19 protein-coding genes are annotated in these 23,244 nt (G+C 30.5%); 1 reads left to right on the top strand and 18 read right to left on the bottom strand.

Features of this window, described 5'->3' with window-relative positions; genetic code table 11:
* The 18 genes from L8V85_RS07485 to ileS form a co-directional block, all read right to left on the bottom strand.
* Entirely contained in the window at positions 1 to 615 is a 615-nt protein-coding gene (locus L8V85_RS07485) for a thiamine phosphate synthase (RefSeq protein WP_263666833.1), read from the bottom strand.
* The gene (gene thiH / locus L8V85_RS07480; protein WP_220567299.1) at positions 605 to 1,738 is read right to left on the bottom strand and encodes a 2-iminoacetate synthase ThiH; all 1,134 of its coding nucleotides are present in this window, start codon (positions 1,736 to 1,738) and stop codon (positions 605 to 607) included. Before thiH ends, L8V85_RS07485 begins: the two co-directional genes overlap by 11 nt.
* A gap of 1 nt (position 1,739) precedes the next feature.
* The gene (locus tag L8V85_RS07475) at positions 1,740 to 2,498 is read right to left on the bottom strand and encodes a thiazole synthase (protein WP_133319804.1); all 759 of its coding nucleotides are present in this window, start codon (positions 2,496 to 2,498) and stop codon (positions 1,740 to 1,742) included.
* The gene (gene thiF / locus L8V85_RS07470; RefSeq protein WP_220567300.1) at positions 2,498 to 3,298 is read right to left on the bottom strand and encodes a thiamine biosynthesis protein ThiF; all 801 of its coding nucleotides are present in this window, start codon (positions 3,296 to 3,298) and stop codon (positions 2,498 to 2,500) included. The genes L8V85_RS07475 and thiF overlap by 1 nt, the downstream gene beginning before the upstream one ends.
* A complete protein-coding gene (gene thiS / locus L8V85_RS07465) occupies positions 3,295 to 3,486 on the bottom strand; it encodes a sulfur carrier protein ThiS (RefSeq protein ID WP_257939065.1) in 192 nt (63 codons plus the stop codon). Before thiS ends, thiF begins: the two co-directional genes overlap by 4 nt.
* 31 nt (positions 3,487 to 3,517) lie before the next feature.
* Positions 3,518 to 4,276 carry a CAAX protease gene (locus L8V85_RS07460; protein ID WP_263737763.1) on the bottom strand — a complete coding sequence of 253 codons (759 nt, stop codon included), beginning with the start codon at positions 4,274 to 4,276 and terminating at the stop codon, positions 3,518 to 3,520.
* A gap of 133 nt (positions 4,277 to 4,409) precedes the next feature.
* Positions 4,410 to 5,510, bottom strand: coding sequence for a succinyl-diaminopimelate desuccinylase (dapE, locus tag L8V85_RS07455; protein ID WP_220567303.1), 1,101 nt, complete (start codon positions 5,508 to 5,510; stop codon positions 4,410 to 4,412).
* A gap of 3 nt (positions 5,511 to 5,513) precedes the next feature.
* Positions 5,514 to 6,107, bottom strand: a complete 594-nt coding sequence (locus L8V85_RS07450) for a LysE family transporter (RefSeq protein ID WP_039628698.1) — start codon at positions 6,105 to 6,107, stop codon at positions 5,514 to 5,516.
* Positions 6,101 to 6,799 carry an SIR2 family NAD-dependent protein deacylase gene (locus L8V85_RS07445; protein WP_263672889.1) on the bottom strand — a complete coding sequence of 233 codons (699 nt, stop codon included), beginning with the start codon at positions 6,797 to 6,799 and terminating at the stop codon, positions 6,101 to 6,103. Before L8V85_RS07445 ends, L8V85_RS07450 begins: the two co-directional genes overlap by 7 nt.
* A 42-nt stretch (positions 6,800 to 6,841) precedes the next feature.
* Entirely contained in the window at positions 6,842 to 10,708 is a 3,867-nt protein-coding gene (locus tag L8V85_RS07440) for a restriction endonuclease subunit S (protein WP_263737762.1), read from the bottom strand.
* An 8-nt stretch (positions 10,709 to 10,716) separates the two neighbouring features.
* The gene (locus L8V85_RS07435; protein ID WP_263737761.1) at positions 10,717 to 12,915 is read right to left on the bottom strand and encodes an endonuclease MutS2; all 2,199 of its coding nucleotides are present in this window, start codon (positions 12,913 to 12,915) and stop codon (positions 10,717 to 10,719) included.
* On the bottom strand, positions 12,915 to 13,262 hold the full coding sequence (locus tag L8V85_RS07430; protein WP_220567306.1) for a hypothetical protein: 348 nt from the start codon (positions 13,260 to 13,262) through the stop codon (positions 12,915 to 12,917). Before L8V85_RS07430 ends, L8V85_RS07435 begins: the two co-directional genes overlap by 1 nt.
* Positions 13,255 to 14,547 carry a UDP-N-acetylmuramate--L-alanine ligase gene (murC, locus tag L8V85_RS07425; protein ID WP_263737760.1) on the bottom strand — a complete coding sequence of 431 codons (1,293 nt, stop codon included), beginning with the start codon at positions 14,545 to 14,547 and terminating at the stop codon, positions 13,255 to 13,257. Before murC ends, L8V85_RS07430 begins: the two co-directional genes overlap by 8 nt.
* Positions 14,548 to 15,252: 705 nt before the next feature.
* A complete protein-coding gene (locus tag L8V85_RS07420; protein WP_263660238.1) occupies positions 15,253 to 16,041 on the bottom strand; it encodes a carbon-nitrogen hydrolase family protein in 789 nt (262 codons plus the stop codon).
* Positions 16,034 to 16,207 carry an exodeoxyribonuclease VII small subunit gene (xseB, locus tag L8V85_RS07415; RefSeq protein ID WP_039628709.1) on the bottom strand — a complete coding sequence of 58 codons (174 nt, stop codon included), beginning with the start codon at positions 16,205 to 16,207 and terminating at the stop codon, positions 16,034 to 16,036. Before xseB ends, L8V85_RS07420 begins: the two co-directional genes overlap by 8 nt.
* Positions 16,207 to 17,658 carry an IMP dehydrogenase gene (gene guaB, locus L8V85_RS07410; protein ID WP_133319793.1) on the bottom strand — a complete coding sequence of 484 codons (1,452 nt, stop codon included), beginning with the start codon at positions 17,656 to 17,658 and terminating at the stop codon, positions 16,207 to 16,209. Before guaB ends, xseB begins: the two co-directional genes overlap by 1 nt.
* A 10-nt stretch (positions 17,659 to 17,668) precedes the next feature.
* On the bottom strand, positions 17,669 to 19,033 hold the full coding sequence (gene gatA / locus L8V85_RS07405) for an Asp-tRNA(Asn)/Glu-tRNA(Gln) amidotransferase subunit GatA (RefSeq protein ID WP_263737759.1): 1,365 nt from the start codon (positions 19,031 to 19,033) through the stop codon (positions 17,669 to 17,671).
* Positions 19,034 to 19,132: 99 nt separating this feature from the next.
* The gene (ileS, locus tag L8V85_RS07400) at positions 19,133 to 21,898 is read right to left on the bottom strand and encodes an isoleucine--tRNA ligase (protein WP_263737758.1); all 2,766 of its coding nucleotides are present in this window, start codon (positions 21,896 to 21,898) and stop codon (positions 19,133 to 19,135) included.
* Positions 21,899 to 21,999: 101 nt separating this feature from the next.
* Here ileS and L8V85_RS07395 point away from each other — a divergent pair, with 101 nt between their 5' ends.
* Complete coding sequence (locus L8V85_RS07395) at positions 22,000 to 23,091, top strand: CinA family protein (RefSeq protein WP_263737757.1); 1,092 nt, start codon at positions 22,000 to 22,002, stop codon at positions 23,089 to 23,091.
* Positions 23,092 to 23,244 lie beyond the last annotated feature (153 nt).

Raw genomic sequence — 23,244 nt, 5'->3', positions numbered from 1 at the left:
TTAGTCCTTTTGGACTAAAAGATCTTTACACTTTAAAACATAGTTTTTTACATCTTTACTTTTATACAAAGCTTCTCTTATACATACGCCTGCTAAATTTAAATCTTTTAAGTGATTTATAGTTTGGATATTTATCCCACCTATGACATAAATGGGTATTTTTGAAACTTCTAACAAATCTTTTAAATTTTTTATACCCTTTGGTGTTAAATCAGCCTTACATGAGCTTTCAAATACATGTCCGAAAAAAGTATGATTTACTTTAAACTTATAAGCTAAATCTAATTCTTCTTTAGAATGGATAGAAGTACCCAAAAGCTCAAATTTTTTATAACTTTGTGGGTAATTTTGTAAAATTATTAAGGGAGCATGAAAAAATTGATGATTTAATTTTAAACAAGCTTCATAATGATAATGCAAAAAGCAAATTTTTTGAGTTTTATTAAAAATTTTTAATACTTCCTTGGCTAATTTAGTATATTCTAACTCATCCAAATGTTTTTCTCTAAGCACTAAAGCATCAATACTACTTTGACTTAGTTTTTCAATAAAATTTAAAAAATCTCCTTGGGTATTTTGACTATCGCTAATAGCAATGATTTTTTTATCCCACATAAATACTATCGCTCATTATAGCTTGTAAATTTGCATTTTTTAACATAGCTAAAACCTCATCAACACTACGCATATCACTAATTTGAAACTGATCATCACCTTTTTTATCACCTTGGTGCTCACCTACCCCCACGCTTACACCTGCACTCATTTTAGTAGCTCCAAGTTTAATAACCCCGTCTCTAAATCCTGCTCTTTCACGCGTAGAAATCGTAATACTTGCGAAAGGTAAAAATAATCTATAAGCACATAAAACCTGCAAAAGCCTTGTTTCACTTACATCTTTTGGATGAATTTTTTTATTATTGATAATAGGTCTTAATCTAGGGATAGATAAAGCTATTTCAGCATGAGGGTATTTTTGCTGTAAAAAATACGCGTGTAAAGCCGTAGCAAAAGCATCTTTTCTAAAATCATCCACGCCAAGTAAAGCTCCAAAAGCAACCCCTCTCATACCTGCTTTTAACGCTCGCTCTTGTGCATGAAAACGATACTCAAATACACTTTTTTCACCTTCAATATGAATTTTAGAATAAGTTTTTTGATTATAAGTTTCTTGATAAACACTTACATATTCACAACCCTTTTCATGAAGCAATGTATACTCATCTACATTCATAGGATAAACTTCAATTCCCACGACCTTAAAATACTCTTTTGCTATCTCACAAGCTTTGGCAAGATATTCTACGCTAGCATATTCCCTGCCCTCACCTGTTAAGAGTAAAATTTCTTCCAAGCCACTTTTTTTAATCTCTTGCATTTCTTTGTGAATTTCAGCCTCGTTTAGCTTAGCTCTTTTAATGTTATTTCCTTTTTGAAATCCACAATAAGTACATTTGCTATTGCAAAAATTAGAAAGATATAAAGGCGTAAAAAGCAAAATGGAATTTCCAAAATATTTTTGAGTAATCTTACTTGATTTTTGTGCCAAATCTTCTATAAAATCTTCTGCTGCACTTGAAAGCAAAGCTTTCAAATCTTCTAAGTTAAGATAATCTTTAGCTAAAGCTTGTTTTACATCAAAAGCGCTAAATTTACTTTCATCAAAATTTTCAACTTCTTTTAAAACCTTAGTTAAAATCTCACTTTCAATACTTTGCATATGAGGATATTTTTGCATTTTAATCTCTTAAAAAACCACTCAAAGGCGAGCTTGCACTTGGCGTACTTTCATTTGCTATACCTGCTAAATACGCATTATATCCTGCTTCTATAGCCAAAGCAAAAGCCTTTGCCATTTTTGCCACATCTTTAGCTTGAGCTATGGCGGTATTTGCCATCACTGCACTTACTCCCATTTGCATGGCTTCACAAGCTTGTGCTGGATTTCCTATACCTGCATCTACTATAATAGGTAAGCTAATTTCATTAAGTAAAATTTGTATAAATTCTTTAGTTTTTAAGCCCTTATTGCTTCCTATAGGAGCTCCAAGAGGCATTATAGCAGCAGCTCCCGCATTAGCCATAGCACGTGCTGCATATAAATCAGGATACATATAAACTAAAGGTGTAAAACCCTCATTTGCTAAAAGTTCTACTGCTTTTATACTTTCATAATTATCCGGTAATAAATATTTACTATCGCTAATTACTTCAACCTTAATCATATCTCCACAACCAAGCTCTCTTGCAAGTCTTGCTATACGCAATGCCTCATTAGCATTTCTTGCACCTGAAGTATTTGGTAAAAGCTTAATATGCTTTGGAATAAAATCAAGTATATTTTCTATGCCTTTATCATTTACCCTACGCAAAGCTAAGGTGATAATCTCAACTTTTGCTTCTTCAATGGCTGATTTTATAAGCTCAAAGGAAAATTTCCCAGAACCTAAAATAAACCTGGAATTAAACTCATATTTTCCTATTTTTAATTTTTCCATTACTCGCTCGCTAAAAGTTCTAAAACTAAATTTGCTTGATGTCCTGCACAAATATTTACACGCGGTGCCATAAGTCCATTGCCTACCTTTGCCTCATTTTTTAAATCACCACAAACATAAAAGTTTTTTGCAATTTTTCTTGTTTGTATGCTGTTGCTATCGCCATATCCTGCTAAACCAGAAGCACAAATTAATGTTTTTTGAGGATAGTATTGGTGAAAATTTTGCGCTAAAAGGGCTTTGTATTTTGCACTATCAAAGGCTTCACAAACTATATCATCATCTGTAAAAAGTTTGGCTATATTTTCTTTTTCTATTTTTAAAACTTGTGCAAATACTTCTATAAAAGGATTAATCTTGCTAATTTGATCTTTTAAAGCTTCAGCCTTAAATTTACCCAAATCTTCCACCATATAAGCTTGACGGTTAAGATTGCTTGGCTCAACCACATCAAAATCAATCAAATGAAGCTTACCAACCCCACTTCTTGCTAAATTTATAGCTATATGCGAGCCAAGTCCACCAAGTCCACACACTGCCACACTTGCCTTTTTAAGCTTATCATGAAGTTTTGGAGTATGCCTTGCCCTCATCATCGCATCAAGAGCTTCATATGGGGGTAAAGTATTTTTTTCTATACAAAAAAGCTCATCATTTTCTTTTAGCTCCAAACTTTCTTTTGTTGCAAAACCATTGACTATCCATACATCATTTTCATTTTTACTCACACTTTGAAAAAATTCCAAAGTGTTTTTAAAATGCGTGTCTATCATACTACCATTAAATTTAATTCTCATCAACCACCACCTACAAAAGTAACAATCTCTACTTTATCATTTTCTTTTAAAATCAAATTTTCAAATTTATCCCTTGGGATAATTTCTCCGTTTAATTCTAAGGCAATAAATTCTATTTTTAATTGCTTTTCTTTAACATAATCCATAAATCTAAGCTCTTTTAACTCAAGCTTTTTCCCATTGATAATCATTTAAAACCTTTACTTATTTTACTTAAAATACTTACTCGCTTACATTATTATAATTAAATCTTAAAATAATAGCTTCTTTTATCTCTCCAATATCAATAGCATCTTCTAAATTATAACCAAGTCTCAAAAGTAAAATTTCCAAATCTTTTTTAAATTTTATTTTTGTAGGTTTATTATGATAGGTTTCATTTCTAGCTTTTCTTATTTGGCTTAGTTTTGTCTTAAGATGTTCTTTGGTGCCAAAACTTGGTAAGACTTGATTTTTATATATTTTTTTATCTTTAAATATATAAGCAAATTCACTCCAATGATCTATTAATATCTCTTCTAAATCAATCAGACAAAAATCATCAAAAATTTGCCAAGTGCTATTATATTCATCTATTTTTTGACATCTCTTTTTAACTTTTTTTAAAAGACTTTTTAAAGCAGGATTAAAAACCTCTTCGCTAGATTTAAACCAATCATCATCTAACTTATTATACAATTTTGCTATTTTTACTGCTAAAGTACTTCTTAGAGCATTTTCATAACATTGTAAAAGTAAAAAATTTGCTTGATGATTTTTGCGTCTTTTGGAATAAATTTTCATAATTAGCTCAAACAAATCTTCGCATTTTTGATTTTTTTCTAAAATCTTTTGTGCTTCTTTGCAAGCTCCCCACAAATATCCAAAATGCAAAACATTAATCCCTTTTATCATTCTAAATTTAAAATCACATTTTAATTTAAAATTGATAAATAGTTTTTCTATTTTTTCATAGCTACTTACATCAAGCTCAAAAGACATTTTACTTCCTATTAGCTCCATTTTAAAAAATTAATGATATAATTTTAGAAGTTTAGAGGGCTAACTTGCCGGTAGCTGCAAGGTACTCTTAAATGAGAGGCTACTCTAAATTCCTATTACATCCATGCTTTTCCTAGTTAAAATTCTCTAATAAATCTTTAAAAACTAAATACAATTTTTCAAGCTCTTCTATACTCACTCTTTCATCAATTGCATGAATTCTATCATTGCACACGCCAAATTCTACCACCTTCACACCAAACTCAGCAAAATATCTCGCATCACTTGTACCACCTTTGGTGTTAAGTTCTGGCACTACTTGAGTGATTTTTTGCACACTCTCATTTAGTTTTTGTACGATTTTAGAATCACTTTGTGTTAAAAAAGGATTTGAACTTTGATTTATGCTCAACTCATAATCAAGCCCTTCACAAGTCTTTTCTACATAAGCTTTTACATCTTCTAAGCTAGTTTGTGGAGAATTTCTCACATTAAACATCAATTTTAAATCATTTGGGGTTACATTGCACACTTCCATACCACCGCGTATATCAGTAATAACGATTTTAGATGGTGCAAATACCTCATCGCCTGGATCAAGATCAAAACCTGCTAAAAATTTCAAAGCAAAAGCAAAATTATGCACAGGATTAATGCATTTTTGCGGGTATGCTACATGACCTTGCTTGCCTTTGATAAGTAATTTTGCATTGATAGAACCACGACGCCCTATTTTAATACTATCTCCAAATTTTTTATCACAGGTTGGCTCAGCAACCACAGCAAAATCAGGTAGCATATCTTTTTCTTGCATAAATTTAAGCACTTCAAGCGTGCCAAATTTAGCCTCGCCTTCTTCATCGCTTGTTAAAATCAGTGAAATTCTTCCTTTGAAATTTTCTACCTCCTTAACTGCACACATAAAAGCAGCCACGCCACTTTTCATATCTTGCGCACCTCTTACATAAATAAATCCATCTTTTTCTAAAGGCTCAAAAGGATCACTGCTCCAACCCTCTCCTGCAGGCACTACATCTACATGCCCACCAAAAGCTAAATGCTCGCCATCATCACTAAATTTTTTAGTCAGCAAAAGATTTTTCACACCTTCTTTTTCTATAAAAAAAGCTTCAAAATCACTTAACTCCACTGCAATATAATTTAATGCTCCATCATCATCTGGGGTGATGGATTTAAATTTGCTCAATTCTTTAAAAATTTCAACTACTTGCATGTTCTATCCTATAAAAGCTTTATACAGCATAGAAAGAGCAAAATACTCTAAAATAAATGCTGAAAAAAGATTAATGTAAAATATATGTTTGTTTTTTACAAGGGCTTTGAATTTAGACACAAAAAACGATAGAGTAAAAATCCAAAACACAATAAAACCCACCAAACCAAAAAGCAAAGCAAAAGAGTTTTTACTTTGCATGCTAAGCCCTGCTACACTCACCCAAAAGCCTATAACATAAGGATTTGTAACATTTAAGAAAAATCCTTTGCTAAAACCTTTTAAAGGATGTGTTTTATTTACCTTGTTAAGATCGACTTTTCTTGTTTTTCTTAGCATTAAAAATACCATAAAACTCAAAAAGAAAAAGCCAAAAACCGCTAGTATTTTATAAAAAAATTCATTATTTGCAAAGCTTAAAAGCCCAAGATTAATCAAAATCAAAAAAAGTATATCAGCACTTAAAGCACCGAGCCCAACGCAAAAAGCATTTTTAAAAGAAGACAAAGCAGTATTTAAGATCAAAATATTCACAGGTCCAAAAGGCACAGACACACCCATACCTAAAACTATACCTTGTAAGATTACTTCTAACATTTTGCTTCCAAGAAATTTTCTATATCGGTTTTGATTTTATCAATAGCCGTGCAAACATCTTCTATATAAACTTTTGTGAAATTACTTTCTAAATATTTATCCTCATCAAGATTGTTTAATATACTTTGCTTACATACTCTTGCATACTCTTCCACGGGTAAAACCTGCCCGCTTGTGCCTATACATACAAATAAATCACAATTTTGTAATTTTTCATATAAAATTTTATAATTTGGTGCCATTTCTTCAAACATCACGATATTGTGCCTTACACTTTTGCTTTGACATTTAGGACAAATTTTATCATCACTACTTTCATAGTCTATGTTAAAAATATTTTCACACTCTAAACACCTAAGCTCAGGTAAAAAGCCATGCAAATGCACCACTTCTTCACAACCTGCTCGCTCTAATAAATCATCTACATTTTGCGTTAAAATGCTAATTTGTTTTGGAAATTTTTGTTTTAATAAAGCGATGATTTCATGTGCGTGATTTGGCTTAACACCAGCTAACTCTTTTCTTCTTTTATTGTAAAATTCCAAAACTTTTTTAGGATTTTTTCTAAAGCCAGTTGCAGAGCAAACTTCCATCACATCATGCTCTTCCCAAAGCCCACCACTAGCTCTAAAAGTCTTTATACCGCTTGGAGCAGACAAACCTGCCCCGCTTAAAATCATCACTTGTTTCATTATTAAACCTCATAAAATTTATAAAGTTTAGCGAAAAATGCTTTAAGAAAATAAATATTTTTGTAAGATTTTTTCTTTTTCTTTTTCCAATCTGTCAAGTTCTATTTTATATTCATTGATTTTTTTCTCAATCTTGTCAGTTATATCTACTATTTGATCTTGAAATTCTAAAGAAGGAAGTTTAATCCTCAATGCTTTTATTCTATCTATTGAAGCTCTAAGTTTTCTTGAAAACCCTTGTTTTTTACCAGCTTCGTTTAAAACAAAACTTATGTATTTAGCATTTATTTTTGTATCATCAACCCTTAACACCCCGCAATGATCAGTTGGATAAAACTTTTTATTTTTTGGCATAAATTCCACCATCCAATCTCCATCTATACCCCATAAAACAGAATCATTATCATAATTTTGTAAAATTTCTTTATTAACAAATCCAAATACTTCTAATACATTTGCACTATAAACAGGAATTTGTCCATTTTCAAGCAGCTCATTATTTAAAACTCTTTTTCCAATACTTAGTTTAAAAATTGGATGTGATAAAGTGTATTCTTTAATTGTTTTATTAAATAATGATAAAGATTTATTATCTAAATTTATTTTACACAAATTATTAATTTTACCTAAAATAGAATTTAGCTCATCCCCCCCCCCATTATCATCTATAATACCACATTTTTGAAGTATTGCTTTGATTAGGTTTTGATACTCATCTATACTCATTCTTATGGTGCTATACTGCTCTTCTACTTTTTCACACTCTGCAACGATTTGTTTTTGAACTTCAAGCGGTGGGAGAGGAATAAAAATTTCTTTTAAAATTTTACTATTTAAACTTTTACCAAAAGCATTATTTCCTCTTATAGAATTTAAATTTAGTATCTTACTTTGAAAAAAATACAACAAATATTTATCAATAATTTGCTCCCTATTCTTTGGAATAAGTCCAGCTATCGCTTCGTTAGTATATAAATCTTTACCGGCAAGTGCAGTTTTACCTATACTCAATTTAAAACTTAATAAAGTTGTTCCTTTGGGTATAAGTTTAACATTAGAATTTTTAATTGCCTCATTTGTAATTTTCTCTTTTGTATCTAAGATTACTTGTCCATTCATCTCTGCAATAGAAACCCAAAGATTATTACCTTGAAAATAACTAGTATTAGCTCTTGACGGGGTTCCGCCTATTAACACCTCACACACCTCCCCCAATTTCACCAACTCATATTTAGAATTTGCAAAAGGATTAGAGCTTTCATTTTGTGTTGAATTACTAGGATTTAAACTTATAGCTTTATTAAATTCCACTTTTTCAAAGTCCATCATATCAACAAGCCTTGCTTTACTAGCATAGCCTTGCAAATCTTTTGGTATATCGCCAAGAGTTTTTAAAAATGCTTTACAAATTAAAGAATTAAGCTTAGTCTCATTTTGCGGATTACCTCTTTCAAAAAGTGGGCTAAAATAAGGCTCGTGCAATTCTTTTAAACCTTCATCGCCTTTTCTATTGCTCCACTCATAGCCTAAAAATTTCTTTTGTTCTTTTATATCACCTGGGGATTTTATGATTAAAACTTCTTGATTAAGACTTAAACAAAAATAAAGCAATTTATCCTTTTCTATTGCTTGAGTATAAGCTAAAAATGTTTTATCTTCTAAATCTTGCTTATTTTTACTCTCTTTATAAATTTTAGATTCTTTAAGTTTTTTATAATCGCTTGTTTGCTCAAATGCATTGCGATAATCTTTAAAGGCTTCTAGCTCTGCAAGTTTAGAATCTAAGCTGCCATTTAAAAAATTTTCATAAAGCTCTTTATCAAATTTTCTAAAGTCACAATACACATTTAGATAATTTTGATAAAAATTTTCATTGTCTTTTAAATTTTCAGCTTCTATGCGTTCTTTAATCAAACTATAATCTTGAGAAATAAGATGATTTTCTTGTTTAAAAGTTTCTTTTTTGCGTAAAAATAAAATAATCGTATTTGTCCCTGTTGCACCAAATGTTTGATTACCAAGCTCCACAATGGCAATAAAATCAAAATTTTGAAATAATATTTCTCTTGTGTTTTTATAAATAGAACCCTTATTTAAAATAGGACTTGGCAAGATAATAGCAGCTTTTGCATTATCTTTTAAAATTTGATTTGCTCGCTCTATAAAAAAGCATTCGATAGCATTATTTGTTTCTATATTTATATCACCATTAAAAAGTTTATAGGTATTTTTAGATTTATTACTTAAAGTTTCTAAAAATCCTTTTACAGCATAAGGCGGATTTGCTATGAGCAAATCAAAACTATTTGATTCTATTTGTGGTTTTGCCTTTTCACCTTCTAGATTGCTTATATTTGCTAGCTCAAAAGAAGCAAGTGCATCTGCATATAAAATATTAATTTCATTTTGCCCATACATTGCACTTGATACCTTAGAAACCTTACTTAAGCGATACTCTTTTTCAATACCATAAATATTTTTATAATGTTCTTTAAGCTCATCTTCTGTTAGATAACGCTTAAGCTCGTTAGCATAGGTGTTTAAAAAATGTCCAGCACCACAAGCATAATCAATCACCCTTAAAGCTTTAGAGTTTTTGCTTAACATTTCTTGAAGAGGTAAAGAATACATAATAAATTCACAAATTTGAATAGGGGTAAAAAACTGCCCTTCATCTTGCTTCATACCTTTTTGCAAAAAAAGTTCAAAAAGATTGCCTAAAAATTGATTTGTAGAATTTTGAGTAAGCTTGTAATTTGCAAAAAGCTCTACTATTTCTTTTAATACAAGTGCATTTTTTAAGAATAATTCTTTATTATGCACTTCTAAAAATGCAAAATCATTATTTGAATAAAATTTTAATTCTTTAATGTAATTTTGCATTACCTCTTTTAATGTTTTTATTTTCAATTGCTTAAAGTCTTTTTCTATATCTTCATTAGATACAAAGGTAATTTTCTCTCCCAAGAATTCCCTCATAGCTTCTTTATAAAGCCACATTAATCTATCTTGCATATTTGCATAAGTATCCACCATTACACCAAAATATCCAAATTTAAGATTGTTTTTATTAAAAGTTTCATCATAAATTTTACAAAGGAAAATGTTTACAAGTTTATCAAAGGCGTTTTCCTTACCTGATATATTATGCTTACGTAAAATTTTTGCAAATTCGTGATATTTGCCTTCTTCTTTAAGTTCTTTAAGATTATCAAAAGTTGGAGTTATTTCTAAGATTTTATAAGCATTAACATTTACTTCAAAAATGCCTTGCTCAAAATATTGCAATTCATAACTTTCTTTCCAAGTTTTAAAAAGTTCTATATTGTTATTAGCTTTTTTATAAGAATTTTGCAATTCTTTTTCTTTTAGATATTCTTCATTGTCAAAAGCTTGTATGATGTAATTTTTGTATTCTAGTTTATCAATAAAATCACTTGTATAAAGACAAAGATATTTTACGCCTTTTTCTTGCTGAAGATAAGAAAAAAGTTGCCCTCCATCTTCTTGCATTTTATTCCATTCTTTTGCAAACTCACCATTTTTAAAATCCGTCGTTTTACATTCAATCATCAAATAAGGATTGTCTTCATTATCCTTTACTAAAATATCAGCTTTGCCGCCTTTTGCTTCTCTGCCTAATTTCCATTTTGGTTCTAATTCTAAATGTTCAGCCTTATAACCTTTTTCCAAAAGTCTATGTACGCATTCAAAAACTACAAAATTTTCAGGGCGTAAAAAATTAGAAGTAGTTTTATCATGAGTTTTGATTTCTTTTGGATAATTAATACTTTGATTTTTATAGTCTACTATAAGTGTATAATTATTGATTGTTTTTATATAATTTTCATTTTCATTTTTAAAACCTAAACTTTCTAAAACTTTTTTTAAATTATCTTTTGTAATCATTTACTTCCTTATAATTTAACCACCTTAGCACCAAAACCACCTTGATTAATCGGAGCATCATTAAAGCTTTTTACACTTTTGTGAGCTTTTAAAAACTCTTTTACCGCAAAAGCTAGTTTTCCTGTGCCTATACCATGATAAACTATCACCTCATCAAAACCCACTATCAAAGCATCAGAGATAAATTTATCTAATCTTTCAAGCGCCTCATCACTTCTTAAGCCGTGTAAATCTAAAGTCATATTTAAAGCACTTGGGCGGGTTATATTGACACTTGATTTTACCTTTTGTGTAGGGTTTTGATTGCTTTTTTTAAGAAGCTTTAATGGCACACGCAAACTCAAACCATCGCTTTGAATCATCGCATCGTTTTTTGAAATTGCAGTGATTTTACCTTTGATTTTTTCATATTTAACAAAATCCCCTACTCTAAGCTCTTCATTTTGCTCCATACTTGGTAAAACAATACTTTTTTTAAGTTCATTGGCTTTGTTTAAACTTCTTTGTTTTTCTTTAATATCTTTTAGATTTATCGTTTTTTTAGCTTCTTCTATGGCTTTGTGGTATTTAAACTCTAAATTAGAAATAAGCTTTTTAAATTCTTGCTCATTTTTTTCTTTTTGATCTTTAAGTGAAAGTAAAATTTCATCTACTTTGACTTCTTTTTTTTCAAGCTCTTCATTTTTCTTGCGTAAAGAAAGTTCAAGATTGATATTTTTACTTACCATTTCTTCTAAATTTTCTTTATCTTCTCCATAAAGCTTTTTAGCATTTTGCACTAAATTTGCACTTATGCCATATCTTAAAGCCGTTTCAAATGCATAAGATTTACCTATAGTGCCTTTTAAAAACTCATATTTTGGACGTGATAATTCCTCATCATACAAAGCAGCGATAAGTTCTACTTGTGAATTTTTAGCCAAAAGCATAGCAAGGCGTTTATGGTGGGTTGTAATGATGATTTTATTATCTTGTTCTAAAAGCTTAGAAATAAGCTCAGTATATAAACACGCAGCTTCTTCAAAATCTGTTCCAAGCTCTATCTCATCAACCCCTAATAAAACATTTTTCTTACCTAAAAGCTTAGAAAAATGCAACATTCTTCCTGCAAAAGTAGAAATATCATTTTTTACATTTTGTGGATCTTCTAAAATCGCATCAAATTCTTTGAAATTTCCTATTTGGCTTTTTTGTGCGTTAATTTTCATAGGAAGCAAATGCTTTGCGAGTAAAGCTGCACTTAAAATTCCTTTTAAAAGCATAGACTTACCACCTGCATTTACACCCGTGATGATTAAAACTTTTTTGTTAAACTCTATATTAACACTTTTTGCATTTTTTAAAGCCGGATGTGCGAAGTTATATAAGCTTAAATTATTAGAACTATCAGCTAAAACAAACTCATAATCATGTTTTTTAGCCATCAAAACTCTAGCGCTATAATGATCAAATAAATCAAAAGCATTATTGATAAATTTCAAAAACATCAAATTTTTATAAAAAATCAAGCTGATTTTTTTAGCATACTCATAAAAAATTTCTTCTTTAGCATCTTTGATTTCATCTATTTGACTTTGGATTTTTTCTACGCTTAAAGGCACCACATAAAATCCACCGCCACTACTTCTACCTATGATTTTTGCTTTTAAGACATGATTAAACCCACCGCGTAAAAGCAAGGCCTCCATACCATTGATAAGATGGATTTGCGTATCAATCAAATATGCACTAAGATTTTTAGTATATGTGAGTTTTTTAAACTCAGCTACCAAGCTTTCTTTTTTTATCTTTAGAGCTAAATTTAGATTAACAAGTCTTTCATCAACACTTTCTTTAATCTCACCCTTTTCATCAAAATACTCAAAAAGTTCTAAAATAGCTTGTGGAATTTCTATTTTTAAAAGCCATTCTTTTAAGCTTTCTTCAAATTTTAAGCCCTTTAAGTATCTAAAATACATACAGATTTTAATAAATTCAAAGCTTTGACTTAAATGCAAAATTCCTTGCTTGCTAAGATGAGTTAAAGCACTATTTAGCCCTTCTATCATAGGTGGAGGATTAAAATCAATCAACGAAAGTTCATTGATTCTTTTATAATGAAGCTTACTATCACCTTGTAAAAAAATTTCTTTATCTCTTGCAAAAAGCCCCCTAAAGTCTTCTATATAGCCATCTAAATCTAGCTTTTTAAAAAATTGCTCTTGCATTATTTATCTACCTTGCAATCTTTTATATCAAAAACATAGGCTTTAAATTGTTTATTTTTACCATTTGAAATAAAACTTTGCGTTCCATGTTCAAAGTTAAAATACTCTTTAGTGACATTAATATCTTTGCAAATTAGACTTTGTCCTTGTAAGAATGCATTGAGCGTTTCTTTTTTTAAAATACCACTTCTTGTGGCACTTAACTCAAATTTAATCGCAAAAGCAATCATCAAAATCAACACTAAAATCAAAAGATAATTGCTAATCTTGCCTATTTTTTTACGTAAAAAAACAAAAAAAAGTAAAATCGCAAAAAAAGCTAGGACATATAAAAAAATCTTAAACATACTTGCCCCTGAGCTTTGTGCTTATATCTCCTGCACCAAAACCAATTACCAAGCCATTTTCAATCAACTCATCATCAAGATAAATAGCACTTTCTTCTCTTTTGATTTCTTTTATAAATTTAGCTTTTGGAAAGTATTTTTGCATATTAATCTCTATTTTAGCTTCTCCTGCTGCATACACAGGTAAAATATAAAGCTCATCAACATTTGCTAAAACCTCGCTAAAATACTCTATATTTGCACTTAAACGCGTATAACGATGAGGCTCAAAAATAGCTATGATTTTTTTATATCCAGCTAGCCTTGCATACTCACTTGCTGCTTTAAGTGTTGTTTTGATTTCTGTTGGATGGTGTCCATAATCATCAATCAAAGTCATATTTTCATTTGCAAACAAAATATCAAATCTTTTTTTAATCCCTTGATATTTTAAAAGCTTAGTTTTTAGCTCTTCTATATTTATAAATTCACTCGCAGCCAAAATAGCCAAAGCAGCGTCCATCGCCACATGCTCACCCATACCAAAAACGCTAAATTCGCCTAAATCTTTAAGCGTAAAATAGGTTTTTGGCTTAAAATTTTCCACTTTCATATAAATATTTGTGATATCTTTGCTTGGGTAAAGCTTTTTTGCATTATTTAAATTTAAACTTGACAAAAACTCATCTTCAGCATTAATCACTTGAATTTTAGACAAACGCAAAAAGTCTTCATAAGCTTTGTATAATTTTGAAAGATCATTTCCATAATGATCTAAATGTTCTGCTTCAACATTAGTCACTATAGCTAAATAAGGATTTGAGTTCAAAAAAGAACTGTCACTCTCATCAGCTTCAAAAATAAGATTTTCGCTTTCTTTATAAAGCATATTGGTGCCACTTTCTTTCAACACTGCACCAATAATAACAGAAGCTTCTATCAAGCTTGCTAAAATGCTTGAAGTTGTGCTTTTACCATGGGCTCCCGCAACTGCAAAAACTCTTTTGTCTTTTAAAATCATAGGCAGGGCTTCTTTTCTTGAAAGCGTTGTGATGTTTTGTTTTTTTGCGCTGATTAATTCCTCATTATCTTCTTTGATAGCAGCTGAATACACCACTAAATCCACATCTTTGACATTGTCTTTATGATGAGGAATTTTTATATTTATACCTTCTTTTTCTAATTCTTTTGTGATTTTACTTTCTTTGATATCAGAACCACTAATCTTAAAGTCTTGTTCTTTTAAAAATCTCGCCAAAGCTGAAATTCCAATACCGCCTATACCTATAAAATGAATTTTTTGCATTCTTGCCTCAAATTTTTTGAAAATTTAAGGCAAAATTCTATCATTTGTTTACTAAAAATAAAATATAAACTTTTTAATGAGTATTTATTTTATCCTGATATAAATCATATAGCCACATCAAAATATTTACACAATCTTATATAAATTATTAATACTAAAACTACTTTATATTTAATTTAGTATTAATATAACAATATTAAAATAAAAATATTAAGTTTAAATTAATTTAAAAAAATAAAATTGCAAAATATTTTATAAATAAATAAGGAGTAAAATTTGATCAATCCACTAAAAGTTTTTAGCACTATAAATCTAGTGTGGCTTATAAGACATTATGTGTTTACAGCATGTATTTTTTTGTTTTTTTATTTAATCACTCCACCGTCTAGCGACATCTCTTTTTTCATTATGTTAGGAATTAATTTTTATTATTTCCTTTTGCATGTTTTGTATGGAAAGAACTAAAAAATATACTGCTTGGAGATAATGTATTTTTTATCAATACTCTTTTTTTAATCATTGCAAAAATAGTTATAAAATTTTTATTATTTATGCTTGTCTTGCCAATTGGAATAATAGGATTTTCAATTCTTTGGTTTATAGTTAATAAACAAAATAGTTAAATCCAAATTTACTATATTAAATTGTTAATTCTAACAAATTATACTTTATATTAAAAGTATAATTTGTGTTTTAAAATATAAACTATTCTTCATAATTTTTCAAAAGCTTATCAAAGCCCCATAAATTTCTAGCTTCATTTGCCTTACTAACTTCCACTACAAGCATTTCTTCTTGATCGCCAAGTTGCTCTTGCACTTCGCCAAAAGCATTAATAAAAAAGCTATCTCCATAAAATTTCCACTCATTTTCTTGCTTTAAATTACCTATACGATTAACCCTTAAAATGCTTGTTGAGTTTAAAAAGGCTCTTGTTTTTAAAAGTTCTAGCCATCTTTGATTACTTTCAAAAGTACTAGCTGTGGGAATGATGACTAAGTCTATCTTTTTTTTCATGATCATTTGCCAAAAGATATCAAAATGTGCCTCAAAGCCAAAAAGCAAAGCACATTTTAAGCCCTCATGTGTGAAAGTAAAAAGTTTAAGCTTATCAGCTTTTTTATTGTTAAAAAATTTTTCTTCATTCCAGTGTGCATAAGGCATTAAAATTTGTTGCTCATACACTTTTACATTTTGTGGACCTACTTTTAAGCATAGTTTTTTTAAACCATCATTTTCAACACTTATGAAAGGTGCAATAATATTTAAATCATATTTTTTAGCAAGTTTTATCAAGCTTGCTTTTTTACTTTGACTTTGTTCTTTGATCATACTTTTTGGCATAGTTTTTAGCTCACTAAAAAAGCTATTTAAAACATACTCGCCCAAAACCACCAAATTCGCACCACTTTCCTTAGCAGCTTTTAGATAATAATCAAGCCTTGATTCACTCAAAGCCAAAGTGGGAAATTGTAAAGCTACAACACTACTCATCTACTTGCTCGATTTCTAATTTAGCATTTTCAAGCATAGTTCTTGCTTGCTTGATACTTTTTAAACCTTCTTTATAAATTTCTACGCAAGTTTTAAGGTCCAAATCTTTATCATTAAGTTTTTCCAAAGAAAGCTCGGCTTGTTTGATATGATCTTCAAATTCCATTAATTACTCACCTTATAATTTGGTGCTTCAGCAGTGATAGTTACATCATGCACATGGCTTTCTTTTAATCCTGCTGCAGTGATTTCTACAAATTCAGCTCTTTCTTGGAAAGCTTTGATATCTACTGCACCTACATAACCCATAGAAGATCTAAGCCCACCTAAAAGTTGATGTACTACACTTTTTATACTTCCTACATAAGGCACCCTACCTTCAATACCTTCAGGTACAAGTTTATCTTGAGCTGTACCTTCTTGGAAATATCTATCTGAACTACCTTTTTGCATAGCACCTAAGCTTCCCATGCCACGATAACTCTTATATTGTCTTCCTTGATAAGTAAATAACTCACCTGGACTCTCATCAGTTCCTGCCAAAAGTGAACCTATCATCACACTACTTGCTCCTGCTGCGATAGCTTTTGCAATATCACCTGAGTATTTTATACCCCCATCAGCGATTACTGGCACGCTGTATTTACTCGCTTCTATTGCACATTCATCTATAGCTGAAATTTGAGGTACACCCACACCTGAAACAATACGAGTGGTGCAAATACTACCAGGTCCTATACCTATCTTAACAGCGTCTGCACCTGCTTCACATAGATCTTTAACTGCTTTAGCACTTGCAACATTTCCTACTATCACATCTACATTAAATTCAGCCTTAATTGCTTTTAATGTATCAATAATCCCTTTAGAATGTCCATGCGCACTATCCATTACTATAACATCAACTTCAGCTTCTACTAAAGCCTTTACGCGATCAAGCTGGCCCACACCCACGGCTGCAGCCACTCTTAATCTTCCATAAGCATCTTTATTTGAATTTGGATATTCTTTGCGTTTTTTCAAATCTTTTATAGTGATTAAACCTTCTAAGCGATTATTTTCATCTACGATTGGAAGTTTTTCTACTTTATTAGTAGAGAAAATCCTTTCTGCATCATCTAAAGTAGAGCCTTTTTTAGCAGTGATTAAAGGCATTTTTGTCATTACATTTTCTACTAAATTATCAAAGTTAGTTTCAAATCTTAAATCGCGATTAGTTAAAATTCCTATTAAAATTTTATTCTCATCTACCACAGGAACGCCTGAAATTCTATATTCAGCCATGAGTTCTAGCGCTTCTTTAACACTTGCTTTAGGTCCTATATAAATAGGATCCATAATCACGCCACTTTCACTTTTTTTAACTCTTTTTATCTCTCTAACTTGTGAAGCTATGTCCATATTTTTATGGATTACCCCTATGCCACCAAGCCTTGCCATCATAATAGCTGCTCTATGTTCAGTAACTGTATCCATAGCAGCTGAAATCAAAGGCATATTTAAGGTGATATTTTTTGTAAGTCTTGTTTTAATATCTACTTCTTTAGGTAAAACCTCAGAATATTGAGGGACTAGTAAAACATCTTCAAAAGTCAAAGCGCGTTTTATGATTTTCATAATTTTTCCTTTATTTGTTTTTGATAATTTCTTCCAAGCTCAAAGCACCATCTAATAAAGTTTGCTCATCATAAGCTTTACATACAAGTTGAGCAGAAATACTAAGTCCATTTTCATTTTTTCCTACTGGCACACTAATGCCACCAAGTCCTGCTAAATTCACTGAAATAGTAAATACATCTTCTAAATACATTTGCACTGGAGTTTTTATATCGTTAAAACCAAAAGCAACGCTTGGAGCAACTGGCATAAAAATCAAATCACAATCGTTTAAAATTTCTTCATATTTTTGCTTGATAAATCTTCTAGCCTTTTGTGCTTTGATGTAGTATGCATCATAATAGCCACTACTTAAAACAAAGGTTCCTAGTAAAATTCTTCTTTTTACTTCCTCACCAAAACCTTCACTTCTGCTATTTACATACATTTGACTAAGATTGTCACATTTTTCACTTCTTCTACCATATCTTACGCCATCATAACGGCTTAAATTTGCACTTGCTTCGGCTGCTGCTATGATATAATAAGCCGCAACATCAAATGTAGAATCCATTAAGTCTTTATAAACAATCTCATGGCCATTTGCTTTTAACATATCTATAGTTTTTAATAAGGCTTGTTTTACATCATCATTAGTTTGTTCTATATAGTTTTTAATCACAGCTATTTTTAGCTTTTTATTTGCATTTAGTTTTGGCGTAGTTGGCTCAAAAGCTATGTTTACACTCGTGCTATCTTTTTCATCATAACCTGCAATAGCATCATATAAAATCGCAGCATCTTCAACATTTTGCGTTAAAACTCCTATTTGATCAAGGCTTGAAGAATACGCTGCTAAACCATACCTGCTAACTCTTCCATAACTTGGCTTAAACCCAACACAACCACAAAAAGCAGCAGGTTGCCTTACTGAACCACCTGTATCTGAACCCAAACTTGCTAAAGCTATCCCTGCAGCAACCGCAGCAGCACTCCCCCCACTACTTCCACCTGGAACTTTAGTATTATCAAGCGGATTTAAAGTCTTACCATAAAAAGAAGTTGCACTTGTACTTCCCATAGCAAACTCATCCATATTACATCTTCCAAATGGAGTAAAATTATTTTTGCGTAAATTTACAATAGCGCTTGCATCATAAGGAGCCACATAGCCTTGTAAAATTTTAGAACCACAAGTTAATTCCCAATCTTTTACACTAATATTATCTTTTATAGCTACTGGTACGCCAGTACCTGAAGTGCTTAAGTCTTTATTTAAAAACTGCTCTACATAAGCACCTAAATGCTTTTGCTGATGTGCTTTTTCATTTAATTCTTTTTTTAGATTTTCTAATTCTTCATTTGAAAATTTCAAAGCTTCTTTTAAAGTTACCATTATTTATCCTTAAATTTTTTAACCAAATAAAACAAAAAAAGCGTGATAAATAAAAAGCTCAATAAAGTAATCACCACCACGCTAAAAGGTAAAGCTTGCTCAAACATTTTTTGCTTTTTCCACGCTATTACATCTTGGACATAAACATTCTTCTTCTTTTGCTAAAAATTTCCAACATCTTGGACATTTGTGCAACGAAGAACGCACGATTTTAAAACTATGATCATCTATTTTAAACTCACTCAAAGCTTCTTTATCATCTAAGCTTTCTATCGAGCTTACCATAAACCAATCAGCTACTTCTTCAATATCTTCACTCAAAAGCTCATTTGCGCTTGTTTGCAAGCTTAACTCTAAGGTTGATTTGATGATTTTGTCTTTTTTTAATACATCAACAAGCTCAAAGAATTTTTCTCTTGATTTTATAAATAAATCATCTTCGATTTTATACTCATAATCAAAGCCATTTTTTAACACCAAATCAAACACATCTTTAGCATTTTCTTTAATAGCCACATTTGCATGTTCTAAAGCTTCATCTATAGTGTAAGTTAAACTTGGAGCTAAAAGCGCAAAAAGTTTTCTAGCTATTAACACCATGGCACTTTGCGCGCTTACTCTCTTTGTGTCATCTTTTGCATTACAATATAATCTGTCTTTGCACACATCTAAGTAAATTCCACTTAAATCCGCACTTAAGAAATTTAAAAGCACACTAAAGCCTTTTGCAAATTCATATTTTTCAAAAGCAGCTTCACATGCTTCAAAAGCAACTTTTGCACGCATTAAAATCCACTTATCTAAAAGTGTGAAATTTTTTGTTTCTAAAAATTCCATATCATTAGTATTTGCAAGTAAAAATCTTATAGTATTTCTTATCTTTCTATACTGCTCGCTTACTTGTTTTAAGATATTATCTGAAATTTTTAAGTCTGTTGAATAATCACTAAGCATTATCCAAAGTCTTAAAATTTCTACCCCATAATTTTTAGCTACATTTTGAGGTAAAATCACATTACCCTTAGATTTACTCATTTTTTGACCCTTTTCATCTACGGTAAAGCCATGAGTAAGTATGTTTTTATATGGGGTTTTGTGATTGATAGCAGTAGAAATTAAAAGTGAGCTTTGAAACCATCCACGGTGCTGGTCACTTCCTTCAAGATACATTGAAGCTTGATATTCTCCTGCATCATATCTTGCTGAGTTTAATACTGCTTCCCAAGTGCTACCACTATCAAACCAAACATCTAAAATATCATAAACTTTTTCTAAATTATTTGGATCATATTTGCTATTTGGCGGTAATAAATCTTTTATTTCTAAATCCCACCACGCATCAGCTCCATTTGCTTCAAAAATTCCCACCAAATGATCTAAAACATCATCATCAAAAATCACTTCTTTGGTGTTTTTATCTCTAAAAAATGCGATAGGCACACCCCAATCTCTTTGTCTTGATATACACCAATCAGGGCGATTTTCTATCATAGAACTAAGTCTTTTTACCCCACTTTCTGGGTAAAATTTCACATTATTTAATTGCTCTAGTGCTAGTTCTCTTAAAGATTTTCCATCTAATTTTTTCTCATCCATTAAGATAAACCATTGTTTTGTGGCTCTATAAATAACCGGTTTATGTGTTCTCCAACAAAATGGATAAGAATGTATAAATTTAGAACTCTCAAGTAAAGCTTCGCCAAGCAATTCTAAAATACGCTCATTTGCTTTAAAAATATGAAGTCCTATAAACTCATTTAATAAATGCTCTGGCAAAAGCCCTTTAGCTCTTAGTGTTTCATCATAACACCCACCATCATCTACTGGCATAATCACTTCAATGCCATATTTTAAGCACACATAATAATCATCCTCACCATGACCTGGTGCAGTATGTACAAGCCCTGTTCCACCTTCCATTAAAACATGATCGCCTAAAATAAGAGTGGATTTTCTTTGATTAAGTGGATTAATAGCACTTAAATTTTCAAATTCAACACCTAAAAGTTCTTTTTGAATTTTTCCTTGAGTGAAGTTTTTATTGATCATATTTTCAAGTAAGGCTTTAGCAAAAATATAACCTTCTTCAGTGATAACATATTTTTCATTTGGATTTAAAGATATAGCTTGATTTGCCGGTAAAGTCCAAGGAGTAGTAGTCCAAATAACTGCTTTAGCTTTTTTTACACCTAGCTTTTCAAGGGAAGTTTTATCAAGCTCAAATGCTACAAAAATAGAATAATCTTCTTTATCTTCATACTCTACTTCAGCTTCTGCTAATGCACTCTTAGCAGCCCAACTCCAAAAAACAGGCTTACTTCTTTCTAGCAAAAGTCCTTTTTTAGCGATTTTACATAAAGCTTTGTAAATATCTGCCTCAAAAGCATTTTTCATAGTCAAGTATGGCTCATCCCAATCAGCAATCACACCCAAAGACTTAAATTCATCTCTTTGGATATTTACAAATTCTCTCGCATGCTCTCTGCAAAACTCACGAATTTCTTTTTTGCTTAAACTTTGCTTTTTATCTTTAAGTTTAACTTCAACTTGCTGTTCTATCGGTAAACCATGACAATCCCAACCAGGAGTAAAACGCACTTTTTTACCTTGAAAATAATGCATTTTAATGATGATATCTTTTAAAATTTTATTTAAAGCATGGCCAATATGCAAATGTCCATTAGCATAAGGAGGGCCATCATGTAAAGTAAAACTCTCGCTTATTCCTTGTCTTTTTTGTTTCATTTTTTCATAAGCATAGTTGTTTTCAAACCACTTGCTAAAACGCTTAGGCTCAAGCTCTGCTAAATTTGCACGCATTGCAAAAGTCGTATTTGGAAGCAATAGCGTATCTTTATAATCCATATAATCCACCTTGAAAAATTTAAAAATAGTAAATTCTACTTAAAATACTTTTAATTTGCACTTATTTTTTTGTTATAATCGCAATAAAAAAAAGGAAAATCATGAAACATCTCATCATCATTATAGGCAATGAAATTATTATTAATGAAAATTATATGCGTTATATACAAGAAGAATACAAAAAGCAGTTTTTAGAGCTTCATGAGTTAAAATTTATAAACAAACCTGATAAAGAACTTCCTTTTTTACTTGAAAAACTTTCTAAAGAATATAGCTATATAACCATTTTTAGCATTAGCGAATACTATGCAACCATAGCTAAGATCATAGCAACCTTAAATGATGATGTTTTAATCTTAGAAAATGATACCCTAATACCTTCAAAAGCTTTGCGTGAAAAAAATTCCTTCTTAAGTTCTTTTGAGCAATGCCATATTAATTTATTAAATATAAATATAGAGCAAAAATTGCCTTTGATTTTGCAAAATCCTGAACTTGACTATGCGTATTTTTGTCTTTTAGATATAGATGAAATGAGTGCAAATATCTTACTTAGCACACTTACTACTTCTTTTGAAATTCAAACTTGCTCAAGTGCATTATTAGATAATCTTATTTGTATTAGAGCAAGCACTAGTCAATATGGAAAACTAGAAGGATTTTTAAAAGGGGTTTTCAAACTTTTTGCAGGAAAAGTATTTTTAGGAAATGATCCTATTAAATTTATAGCCAAAAAACTTTTAGAAAAAAACTTAAAAATTTCCTTTGCAGAAAGTTGTACCGCAGGACTTTGTGCTTCAAAATTTGCTGAAAATTCAGGAATTTCTAATGTGTTTGAGGGTTCTTTGATCACTTATTCTAATCGTTTGAAAAATTCTTGGCTTGGGGTGAGCAATGATACTTTAGAAAGTGTTGGGGAATATTCTGATCGTTGTATTTATTTTATGTTAAAAGGGGTTTTTAAAACCACAAATTGTGATTTTGCTTTAGCGCTTAGTGGTGTAGCTGGAGAAGAAAATGATAAAAACACCAAAGCAGGTACCATCTACATAGGAGCTATGTATAAAGATGGAACCTTTTTGCAAGAATGCATTCACATACAAGGCAATAGAAACTATACAAGAGAGCAAGCTAGTTTGGCTGCATATTGTTTAATGCTTAGATTAAAACCTGAAATTTTCTTTGGTGTTTAATTATAAAAGCGGTGTAGTTAAAAATACACCCCTCCACTTAAATACAATTTCATTCTATGTTCATCATCATATTTATACTGATGAACTGCTCTTGCTGCATCAAGTTTTATATAATACTCATTAGCTTTATTATAAAGTATTTGTAAGCCTACT

Origin of the sequence: Campylobacter sp. IFREMER_LSEM_CL2090 (assembly GCF_025771865.1) — a bacterium.
Classification (GTDB): Bacteria; Campylobacterota; Campylobacteria; order Campylobacterales; family Campylobacteraceae; genus Campylobacter_D; species Campylobacter_D lari_D.
Note: the sequence above shows the minus strand (reverse complement) of the source record. Positions and strands in the feature narration are given on the sequence as shown.